The sequence below is a fragment of the Streptomyces varsoviensis genome, from assembly GCF_000718635.1.
GTDB lineage: Bacteria > Actinomycetota > Actinomycetes > Streptomycetales > Streptomycetaceae > Streptomyces > Streptomyces varsoviensis.
This window is the reverse complement of the sequence record NZ_JOBF01000030.1, coordinates 75385-85502: the sequence shown is the minus strand read 5'-3', so window position 1 is coordinate 85502 and position 10118 is coordinate 75385. Positions and strand designations below refer to the sequence as shown.

At 72.0% G+C, this 10118-nt stretch carries 8 protein-coding genes and 1 pseudogene; 5 read left to right on the top strand and 4 right to left on the bottom strand.

Annotated features, from left to right (window positions below; all coding sequences use genetic code 11):
- Nucleotides 1-77 precede the first annotated feature (77 nt).
- Nucleotides 78-2351, bottom strand: coding sequence for an alpha-N-acetylglucosaminidase (locus tag IF55_RS31590; RefSeq protein ID WP_048832874.1), 2274 nt, complete (start codon nucleotides 2349-2351; stop codon nucleotides 78-80).
- A 235-nt stretch (nucleotides 2352-2586) separates the two neighbouring features.
- Here IF55_RS31590 and IF55_RS31585 point away from each other — a divergent pair, with 235 nt between their 5' ends.
- Together IF55_RS31585 and IF55_RS31580 are read left to right on the top strand one after the other, a co-directional pair.
- A complete protein-coding gene (locus IF55_RS31585) occupies nucleotides 2587-3849 on the top strand; it encodes a sensor histidine kinase (RefSeq protein WP_030888568.1) in 1263 nt (420 codons plus the stop codon).
- A 375-nt stretch (nucleotides 3850-4224) separates the two neighbouring features.
- Entirely contained in the window at nucleotides 4225-4722 is a 498-nt protein-coding gene (locus tag IF55_RS31580; protein ID WP_048832872.1) for a hypothetical protein, read from the top strand.
- A 286-nt stretch (nucleotides 4723-5008) separates the two neighbouring features.
- On the opposite strand, the gene IF55_RS31575 is transcribed toward IF55_RS31580, so the two are convergent.
- On the bottom strand, nucleotides 5009-5482 hold the full coding sequence (locus IF55_RS31575; protein WP_030888563.1) for a GNAT family N-acetyltransferase: 474 nt from the start codon (nucleotides 5480-5482) through the stop codon (nucleotides 5009-5011).
- A gap of 66 nt (nucleotides 5483-5548) precedes the next feature.
- Between IF55_RS31575 and IF55_RS31570 the strand changes: the two genes are divergently transcribed.
- A complete protein-coding gene (locus IF55_RS31570) occupies nucleotides 5549-6346 on the top strand; it encodes an exodeoxyribonuclease III (RefSeq protein ID WP_030888558.1) in 798 nt (265 codons plus the stop codon).
- A 64-nt stretch (nucleotides 6347-6410) separates the two neighbouring features.
- On the opposite strand, the gene IF55_RS31565 is transcribed toward IF55_RS31570, so the two are convergent.
- Complete coding sequence (locus tag IF55_RS31565) at nucleotides 6411-7553, bottom strand: methyltransferase domain-containing protein (RefSeq protein WP_030888556.1); 1143 nt, start codon at nucleotides 7551-7553, stop codon at nucleotides 6411-6413.
- A gap of 549 nt (nucleotides 7554-8102) precedes the next feature.
- Nucleotides 8103-9308, bottom strand: a complete 1206-nt coding sequence (locus tag IF55_RS31560; RefSeq protein ID WP_030888553.1) for a helix-turn-helix domain-containing protein — start codon at nucleotides 9306-9308, stop codon at nucleotides 8103-8105.
- A 182-nt stretch (nucleotides 9309-9490) separates the two neighbouring features.
- Here IF55_RS31560 and IF55_RS40965 point away from each other — a divergent pair.
- Both IF55_RS40965 and IF55_RS31555 read left to right on the top strand, forming a co-directional pair.
- Nucleotides 9491-9619 (top strand): annotated as a pseudogene (locus IF55_RS40965) (transcriptional regulator); the annotation flags it as partial.
- A 6-nt stretch (nucleotides 9620-9625) separates the two neighbouring features.
- Nucleotides 9626-10096: an NUDIX domain-containing protein gene (locus tag IF55_RS31555; protein WP_030888550.1), complete on the top strand. Its 471-nt coding sequence runs from the start codon at nucleotides 9626-9628 to the stop codon at nucleotides 10094-10096.
- The last annotated feature ends 22 nt before the right edge of the window (nucleotides 10097-10118 follow it).

Sequence of the window (10118 nt, the reverse complement as noted above, 5' to 3'; positions counted from 1 at the left end):
GGGGGTCGCGGGGGCCGAGCGCCGCGCCCCCCGGCCCCCGCCGCGCCCCCGGCCCCGAGTCGCCCCGCCCCCTGTCCTCAGAGGCGCCGCGCGATGCGCCCCGCCACCCGTACGATGTCGCCCTTCGGCCGCGCCGGGTACGGCGGGTGGTGCCGGGTCCAGCGGTCCTCCAGGGCGAACCAGTCGATGGGCTTCGGCGCGCGCCGCCCCTCCATGGCCGCCTCCAGCTCCTTGAAGTACGTCTTCCAGCGGAGCGTGTAGAGGCCGCCGACCAGCCCGGACCACTCGCGATTGGCGTAGTCGTGCAGCTTTCCCTCATTGGCCCCGGCGCGGTCGCCCCATACGGTCAGGAGCGAGACGGCGTCGAACTCCAGCCGGTCGCGTTCGGCCGCCGAGGACCCCCAGGCGCGGGCGTCGGCGATCCAGCGGCCCAGCAGATGGCGCCCGTCGGTGGCGACGGCCTCCTCCAGCAGGGCCAGCCACGCGAACCACTCGCCGGTCAGCGCCTTGAACCTGGCCCGGTTCCCGGACTCGTACGCGCTCTTGATCCGCGGCAGCAGCAGCCGGCTGCGGTTGGAGACGGTCTGCCGGGCCACGTCGAGGAGGTCGTAGCGGTACGCGCTGCTGCCGCGCAGCCGGGGGGCGACGGCCAGCAGCTCGGGCAGCGCCTTGTCGAACTCGGCGGCGTCGTAGCGCAGCCTCGGCGGCGACCAGGAGGCGGCGCGGGTGACGGCCAGGTCGGGGCGGGCGCCGAAGAGGCCGTCGGCGGCCTCGCTCCACCCGTCGGCGCGGCTGGTGCCGTAGCAGGTGCGGCGCAGCACGTCCCAGGCCCGTACGGCGTGCGGGTCGGCGGCGCCGTAGCGGTGCACGGGCCACTGGGCGAACCAGGCACCCAGGTTTGTCGGCCCGTTCGTCCAGGGCAGGTCGCTGAAGAGGGCGAGGGCGGCCGGGTTGTTGTCGGCGGCCTCGGGCATGAGGGCGATGCCGTTGAGCTTGCTGCCGTGCTTGGTGCGCCACTGGTCGTAGAGGGTGGCCCAGTCGCGGGTGTTGGCGCCCATCGCGGTGTGGCCGCCGAAGTTCCAGATGGAGCCGAAGGCGTACGGGGTGGAGGCCCAGTCCCGCTCGCGGTCGACGACCTCGGGGTAGTGGTCGGAGATGCCGTCGACGATCAGCATCCGGGACTTGTCGACGGCGTCGATGATGTCGCGGCGCGGGTTGGTCTGCCAGCCGAGGATGGCCCAGGTGGCGCCCGGGTGGGCGGTGCGCAGCGCCTTCTCCACGGCGCGCGCCGCGTCGGGGACGGGCACGTCGCCGGGGGTGCCGCCCTCGTGCAGCAGGTCCATCTTGTACATCGAGGTGGCCCCGTACAGCTCGTCCTGCACCCGGTAGAAGGTGCGGGCCACGCGGGCGAAGTGCGGATCGCGCGGGTCGAGCCAGTCGGGGCGCGGGAAGCCGCCCCACACGCCCTGCGGAACGGTGTGCGCGCCGGGGTTGCGGCGGGCGAATTCGGGCGGCACGGTGCCGAAGTAGCCGGGGAGTACGGGCGTCATGCCCAGTTCGCGCAGCCGGCCGACGATCTTTCTGGCGAGGGCCGCGCGTCTGGCCAGCAGGCTCCGGGAGACGGGGCCGCCGAAGCCGGACATGTTCTGGAGCAGCCACCACGGCTGGTGGGCGGGGCCGGGAACCCACTGGCGCAGCTCCGCGTCCGTATAGCCGTGCTGCTGGAAGACGCGGTGGTAGACGGCGTCGGCGCCGGCGTAGACGAGGACCTCGTTGTAGCCGTGCAGCGCGAGGATGTCGATCTCGCGCTCCCAGTAGTCCCAGCCGTTGTACGGGCCGGTGTAGCCGTCGTTGGTGTCGTTGAAGACGAAGCGGTGGGCGACGTTCGCGGTCTTGCTGATGGGGGTCCGCACGCCGGGGAGGCGGGCGGGCAGGTCGGTCTGCGCGCCGCTCCAGGAGAAGTGGGCGTGGGCGACGTGGCGCAGGTACCAGTGGAAGCCGGCGAGCTGGACGGCGGGCGTGGTGCCTTCGACGACGATGCGGCCGGCGGGGCCGAAGACCCGGTAGAAGTCCCGGCCGCTGTCGTTTGCACCCTTTTGGTCCGCTTCCTCCACCCGGGGGCGGACCGTACGGAAGGTCACCTGCTGGTGGTGGTGCGGCAGCAGCCGCTGCAGGGCCCGCGCCGCCGCGCCGCCCGTGCCCGCGGCGCCGGGGCCGCCGGAGGCGTCAGGGGTGGTGCCCGTTTCCGGGCCGGGGGGCGGTGGGGCGGCCGCGGCCGGGTGCGCGGCGGCGACTCCGAGTGCGGCGGAGCCGGCGAGAGCGCCGAGCAGCGTACGTCGGGCGATGTGCATGAGTGACCTCCACCATGGCGCTACGGCTAATGGGCTGGACCACTTGAGCGCGGTGATCCTATGAGCAGTCGACAGGAACAGGTCAAGGCCACAGGCGGCTATCCGGCCGCGCCGGTTACATTTGGCACGAATGGCCCCACCCGTTCCGACCAGCACCTGGACCTGTGTGCGACGACCCGGCACGATCGTCGGGCGCAGCGGCCCGTAGCCCGTCAGCCGTGGAGGAGCCTGAGCCATGGGACTGCGTACGAAGATCGGGGTGGCGATCACCGCCACCGCCGCCCTGGTCGCCGTCATCATGGGCTTCGTCGTGCACCACCGCACCGCCGCGAACGCGCTCGAAACCGCCCGCGACACCATTCGCTCCCGGCTCACCATCGCCGTCGACGACCACGCCGCCGGGGTCGACCGGCGCCGGGTCCTCATCAACCCCGCCGTGCTGCCCGCGCCCGTACGCGAGGCCGTCGCGCGCGGTGAGACCGGCGTCTACCTGGACCGCAGCGGTCAGGAGCCGGAGCTGTGGGCCGCCTGCCGCAGCGGCAAGGACGTCATCGCGCTGCGCCACTCCTATCTGCGCCAGGACCGCAAGCTCGAAGCGCTCGACCGCGACCTGCTGCTGGCGGGCTCGATCGGCACCGCCCTCGCCTGTGTGATCGGCGTGACCTTCGCCGCCGTACTCGGCCGGCGCCTCGACGCGTCCGCCCGTACGGCCGAGCGGATCGCCGAGGGCGACCTCAGCGCCCGGATCGAACCGCGCGGCAAGGACGAGATCGCCCGCCTGACGACGGCCCTGAACACCATGGCCGACGCGCTGGCCGCCCGGCTCCAGGCGGAGCGCGATGTCACCTCCGACATCGCGCACGAACTGCGCACCCCGGTCGCCGGTCTGGTCGCCGCCGCCGGGCTGCTGCCGCCGGGCCGGCCCGCCGAGATGGTCCAGGAGCGGGCGCGGCGGGTGAGCGCCCTGATGGAGGACGTTCTGGAAGTGGCGCGGCTCGACGGCTCCACCGAACGGGCCGAGACCGAGGTGCGGCCGCTGGACGAACTGGTGCGGCGCGCGGTGCGCTCGGTCACCACGCCGGGGCAGGCGGGGCTGGAGATACGGGTGGTACGCGCCGCGCTCGTCGAGACGGACGCGCGGCGCGTCGAACGCATCCTCGCCAACCTGGTCAGCAACGCCTTCCGGCACGGCGCCGCGCCGGTGCGCGTCGAGGTCGAGGGCGCGGTCGTCCGCGTCCACGACCAGGGCCCCGGCTTCCCGGCCGAACTCCTCGCCCGCGGCCCCGTCCGCTTCCGCACCGGCGCCGGCCAGGCCGCCCCCGCCGCCGGCCGCGGCCAGGGCCTCGGCCTGGGCCTGACCATCGCCGCCGGCCAGGCCAGAGTCCTCGGCGCCCGCCTCCGCTTCACCAACCCGCCCGCCGGCGGCGCCGAAGCGATCCTCGACCTCCGCGCCTCGACCCGCACGGAGGACGAGGAGACGGTGAGCGGGCACGCCTGAGGTGCGTGCGGGGGACGTGCGACTGCGTACGGGGGACCGGGCTCCGTGCGGGGGACGTAGGCGGCCGGGTACGGGCTGGGGCGCGCGCCCGAGGTGCGTACGGGTGGCCGGGCTGCGGCCGGGCGGGGCGCGCCTGAGGTGCGTACGGGGACGTGCGACTGCGTACGGGCGACCGGGCTGCGTGCGGGTACGGGACGCGGTCCTGACCGGGCCGCGGCCCGGCGGGGGCGCGCCGGAGATGCGTACGGGGGACCGGGCTCCGTGCGGGGGACGTAGGCGGGCGGGTACGGGCCGGGGCGCGCCTGAGGTGCGTACGGGCAGGGTAGCCGGGAGAGTGGAGGCGCGGATTCCCATCTCACTCCTGGAGCGGCGGCGATGACCGAGAACGTCCTGTTCATGGACCTCGACCGGCCCGAAACGGGCCGCCTGGCACTGGACGCGCTGCGGCAGGCGCACGCCGAGGGCGGCATCAAGCTGCGCGAGGCGACCGTGATCAGCCGTGACGCGGACGGCGCGCTGGACTTCCCCGACAGCGTCGACAACAGCAGCGACACCAAGGGCTTCGCGGTGGGCGGCCTGATCGGCGGCCTCGTCGGCATCCTCGGGGGCCCGCTCGGCATCATGATCGGCTTCGGTGCCGGCGGCCTGCTCGGCGGCGCCCGCGACGCGCGCCAGGCCAGCGCTTCCAGCGCCGCCCTGGAAATGCTCGCCGCCGAGGTTCCGCCCGGCTCCACCGTCCTCGTCGCCGACCTCGCCGAAGACTCCCCGGCCCCAGCCGACGAAGCCCTCGCCCCCTACGGCCCACCCCCCACCCGCTACCCGTCCGCCGAGGTCCGCCAGAGCGTCGAGGACGCCATCGCCGAGGGCCACTGACAGCTCGCGGCCCCGCCACGGGGGCCGTGACCGGGACGAACTGTCCCATCAGCCGGTCGCGAGGGCGGTCCGCGATCACTCGCTCAGGCGCGCGGGGCCCCTCCGCGGCAGCCCGGGGGCCTGGGCCGGCAGGCTCGGCCGTATGGGCCGGGGTGCCGTGGGCGGGACGAACTGTCCCACCAGCCGGTCGCGGGCAGCCGCCCGCGATTGTTCGCTCAGGCGTGGGGGCCGCCGGCCCCGGTCCCGCTCGCGCGGCGGCGTGGTGCAGCACACATGGGGGAAAAGCTCAGCGCAGCGTCCTGGCGTAGCAGCGGCTGTCTTCGTGGAAGCGGTAGAGGCCCACCTTCGGGGCCGGCGTGTAGCCGGATGATGTGTAGAGGGCTATGGCCTCGGGCTGCTTGGTGCCGGTTTCCAGCACCATGCGGGTGCGGCCGGCGTCGCGGGCGCTGTTTTCCAGGGCGGCGAGTATCGCCCGTGCGAGCCCGCGCCCGCGGGCGCTCGGTATGACGTACATGCGCTTCAGTTCGGCGTCGCCGTCCTCGTACCCCTCGTCGTTGGCGTCCTGGAGGCGCCAGCCGCCGGTGGCGACGGGCTCGCCGTCGTCGTAGGCGATGAGATACAGACCACGGGGCGGGTCGAACTGCGCCGGGTCGAGCGGCGTCATGTCCCCCTCGCCATAGCGCTCCGTGTATTCCAGTTGCACCTGGTCGTTGAGTTTGACGGCGTCGGGGTGGTCGTACGCCACGGGCACGATCTGCATCGGGGTATCGTACGGTCGAATGGGTGTACGAGGCCAGAGTGCCCCAAGGGTCGGTATCGTGCCGGAATGCTCACTGTTACGACCGTCAATGTGAACGGGCTGCGCGCCGCCGCCAAGAAGGGCTTCGTGCCCTGGCTCGCGGGGACCGCGGCCGACGTCATCTGCCTCCAGGAAGTGCGGGCGGAGCCCCAGCAGCTCCCCGAGGAGGTCCGCGAGCCGGCGGGCTGGCACACGGTGCACGCCCCGGCCGCGGCGAAGGGCCGCGCCGGCGTCTCCCTCTACGCCCGGCGCGAGCCGGAGGCGGTGCGGATCGGGTTCGGCTCGTCGGAGTTCGACGCGTCGGGCCGCTACGCGGAGATCGACCTGCCGGGCGTGACCGTCGCCAGCCTCTACCTGCCCTCGGGCGAGGTCGGCACGGACCGGCAGGACGAGAAGGAGCGGTTCATGGCCGAGTTCCTGCCCTACCTCGGCGAACTGCGCGAGCGGGCGGCGGCCGGCGGGCGCGAGGTGCTGGTCTGCGGCGACTGGAACATCGCCCACCAGGAGGCCGACCTCAAGAACTGGAAGGCCAACCAGAAGAAGGCCGGTTTCCTCCCGGAGGAGCGCGCCTGGCTGACCCGCGTCTTCGACGAGGCGTCGTACGTGGACGTGGTCCGCGCCCTGCACCCCGGCGTCGAGGGCCCGTACTCCTGGTGGTCCTACCGCGGCAAGGCCTTCGACAACGACGCGGGCTGGCGCATCGACTACGCCGTCGCCACCCCCGCCCTCGCCGCCCGCGCCGTGAAGGCGGAGGTGGAACGCGCCGCCACCTACGACCAGCGATGGAGCGACCACGCCCCGGTGACGGTCTCCTTCGACGCGTAGCAGCGTGGCGGGGAGGCCCCGGCCACGCGCTCAAGAGGGACGGGCGCGCGGACGGGGACCTGTTTCACAGGAGCCAGGATTCCGCCGGGTCGTCCAGCCATGCGCGCGTCGCGTCGGCGGTCACCGTGAGCCCGAACCGGGTGTGATCCGGCTCGCCACGGCCGCCCCACCACCGGTAGGCCGCCTCCACCTCGTCCCAGAGCCGGCGCGGGCCCGCCTGCCAGACCTTCGTCTCCTGGCCGCCCCGGAACATGGCGCACGCCACCGACCGGTCCGACAGGCTGTAGAACCACACGGGGAGCCCGCCGTTCCGCTTCTCGCCCGCACGCCGCACGATGTCCGGCACGCGAAGCCCGACGGCGAACTCCGGCGCGCCGAACCGCCCCCGGCGGAACTCCGTCTCCGTGACGGAGCTGGAGGACGTGGAGCCTTCCGCCATGCCGGCGGCATACGGCGCGTGCCCCTCGAACGGGAGGCGCCGGCCTCGCAACTTCATGAACTCGACCGGGCCCGTGAACGGCCCCGCGGCCTGCCGGCCGTCCCGCGAGACGGTCAGCCGGGCTATGGCGTCCTGGTGGCTGTAGTGCGTGCCCCAGGGGGCCGCGATGACGCCGCCGGGCCGGGCCTGCTCCACCCACGCCCACGGCAGCGTGCGCACGCCCACCGTGGCGATGACCCGGTCGTAGGGCGCACCCCGCGGATGCCCTGCGCAGCCGTCGCCGGTAATCACCTCCACGGCTCGGCCGTGCCGGGCCAGAGCCCGCCGGGCCTCGTCCGCCACGGCCTCGTCCACCTCTATGGACGTCACGTTCCGGTCCCCGACGCGGTGGGCCATGAGCGCCGCCGTCCACCCCGAGCCAGTACCGATCTCCAGCACCCGGCTGCCGGCATCGAGTTGCAGGTCCCCAAGCATCCGGAAGACGACGGAAGGCATGGACACGGAGCTGGTCCCCACCCGCCCCGGCTTCGTGCCCTCGTGCTTCCCGTCATCCCACTGAGTGACGATGGGAACGTCGGCGTCCGCGTACCTCTGCCAGGCAGCCGGGTCGTCCGCGCGGTTGGCGTACACGCTCCGCCTGGTTTCCATGTCGAAGGGCCACATGCCTTCCGGCAGGAAGCCGCCCCGTGGCACGGCGGCAGCCACCGACGCCCAATCCGTGCTCGTGGTGCCGGCGTCTCGGCCGTCCTGCTTCTCATACCTGCTCACACCGCACCGACCTTGGGCCCTCCGTCGGGCGAGGGCGGGTCAGGGTCCGGAAACGGCGGCGGAGCCGGCGGCCACGGCTCCCCGGGCGTCGTGCGCAGCGTGAATTTCACACGTCCCCCTCTCCGGCATTCGGCAGGGAGAACTGCCCGGCGGGCGGGTTCTCGGCAGTTCCGTACTGCTTCATGACGTGCCCTCCATGTGTCGAAACTGTGCTCCGTCTTCGTCGCTCTCGCATTCGCCATCTTCGTCCGGTGTGGGGATTCGTTGTCCCCGGCTCCTGGCGATTCGCAGGACGTCCCGGAGCGCGTCGGTCAGGCCATGAGCCAGGAACTCCAGTTCCTCGGCAGACGGTTTGGCATCGTCGAGAATTTCCCGGGCGCAATCGGAGAGTTGTTCCCCGTGGTCGAGTTGAGCGGCTTCCGCCTTGTCTGCCAGGCGGGATACGTAGCCCTTCCCGTCACGCCGAGGTTCGCTGTCACCCTTCAGCCTCCAGGAGCGCGGCGGTCCGATTGTTCCGCGATGGGGAACACTCGGACCGTGATTGGTGCGCTACATGCCCACCCACGCGGCCAGCGACGCCAGCCCGGTCGGTGTCCGGCGTTGGCGACGGACCAGTACGGCGACCGTCTCTCGCAGCAACGGGTGGTAGCGGGCCTGTTGCGGCGCGACTTCTCGCGCCCGATGCAAGGAGCGTTCGGCTGCCTCTGTTTTTCCCATCTGTGCGTAGGCGCGCGCCATTTCAATGTAGTAGCGGCCTACTCGCATCCTGGGATGTCCGGCGGGGAAGTGCAGATGGCGTGCCGCCTTCATGGCGTCGCCCAGTTTCCCCAATTCCACTGCGGTAGCCACGTCGAAATGAGCCACGTTCGTCACGCCGAAGGAGGCCCAATAGGTGCGGGGAACGTCCCTGCCGATCCGGGAGGCGGATTCTCGCGCCAAATCCATGTGGCCGGTTACGGCGTCCGGGTTCTTGGCCTGTGCCGCCGCGATCGCACCGGCCAGGTGAAGGCTCCCTGAAACGGCGAGCACGGGGATGGAGCCGGGGTCGCCGTGCTGATTCACCAAATGATGCCCACGTTCGAGAACCTTCAACGCCAGGCGGCTGTCCCCCCGGCGCAGCAGCATGCTGCTGCGTTTGTTCAACCGAATCGCCGACAACAGGGGGTCCTGCGCTTGCTCTGCCATCCAGCCCATTCGCTCAAGGGCGATGGACGCAAGCTGGTGATAGCCCAATCGGTAGACAAACTCGTACGCGACCCAGTAGGACCAGCTGAGAGAGGCGGCGATGCGCCGACGGTCAGCCGCCGTGGACGAGGTGCTGAAAGCCGTCGTCAACTCTCCCAATAGACCCGGCAGCTTCGAGCCGATGACTTTGTACTGTGTCGCGCAGGCATCGGCGCACAGTTCGTGTACCTCGACGGAAAGGGTCTCCGCCGCCCTGGGGCTGATGTCGGGGTCCGGCCCCAGATCATAGAGATCCAGCGCGTCGGACAGGGGGGCGATCATGCGGTCCAGGCGGTCCTGCCGCATCTCTGAGATGTACGGCTGACCATTGAGGGCGGCTATATCGACTTCGAGCGCTCGGGCAACCGCAGCCACTATGGTCGGGGTAGCAGGGGTCAAGCCTGCCTCCACCTTCGCGATCGTGCCGCGCGAAATGAAGGCACGCTGAGCGAGGCCCAATTGCGTGAGATGGCGCAGCTTGCGGTAGTCAGCAATCCGCGCGCCGATGTGATCGTCATCCGGGCGTGACACGCTCAACTCCGTTCCGGTACAGGCAATGGAACGGTACCCCTGATCAACTCGGGGAGAACGCCGAGCCAGTCGCCCTCGTGCGTTGAAGGTTGCCGTCATCCACGCGGAAGCCCTCACACCTGGTCCCTGTTCACTCGGGCGGCGCGTCGGTTGCCTCCGCCGCCGCCCCCGCCTCTGTCGGCATGTGGGGAGTCAACGCTTACATAGCGCCGGTGTGGCACCTTCGGCGCAGTGGAACGGGGAGCCTGTTCGACTCGTACGCGGAGAGTTTCACCGCCGTGTGGGACGCGTCCCGGCCCGTGGAAGGGTGAGCGCCGATGGCACGGACCGAGTACTTCGACGACCCGGCCGCGCCGGAGCCCAACAGGCTGGTGGTGGCGGCGTCGGCGGTTGTCGTGGATGGGGAGGGGCGGGTGCTGTTGCAGCGGCGGCGGGACAGCGGGTTGTGGGCGCTGCCCGGCGGGGGCATGGAGATGGGGGAGTCGCTGCCGGGGGCGGCCGTGAGGGAGGTGCGGGAGGAGACCGGGCTCGATGTCGAGATCACGGGGCTCGTCGGCACGTACACGGACCCCCGGCACGTCATCGCGTACGGCGACGGTGAGGTCCGCCGGCAGTTCAACGTGTGCTTCACCGCGCGTGCGGTCGGTGGGGCGCTCGCCGTCTCGGACGAGAGCACAGAGCTGCGTTTCGTGGCGGCGGGGGAGCTCGACGCGTTGCCCATGCACCACACGCAGCGGCTGCGGCTGCGGCACTTCTTCGAGCACCGGGCGCGGCCGTACCTGGGCTGACCGGTGACGCGCGCCCGGCGGG

Excerpts from the sequence above, each read along its gene's own strand:
- IF55_RS31590 (WP_048832874.1), bottom strand. The coding sequence starts at position 2,351 with ATGCACATCGCCCGACGTACGCTGCTCGGCGCTCTCGCCGGCTCCGCC.
- IF55_RS31585 (WP_030888568.1), top strand. The coding sequence starts at position 2,587 with ATGGGACTGCGTACGAAGATCGGGGTGGCGATCACCGCCACCGCCGCC.
- IF55_RS31580 (WP_048832872.1), top strand. The coding sequence starts at position 4,225 with ATGACCGAGAACGTCCTGTTCATGGACCTCGACCGGCCCGAAACGGGC.
- IF55_RS31575 (WP_030888563.1), bottom strand. The coding sequence starts at position 5,482 with ATGCAGATCGTGCCCGTGGCGTACGACCACCCCGACGCCGTCAAACTC.
- IF55_RS31570 (WP_030888558.1), top strand. The coding sequence starts at position 5,549 with ATGCTCACTGTTACGACCGTCAATGTGAACGGGCTGCGCGCCGCCGCC.
- IF55_RS31555 (WP_030888550.1), top strand. The coding sequence starts at position 9,626 with ATGGCACGGACCGAGTACTTCGACGACCCGGCCGCGCCGGAGCCCAAC.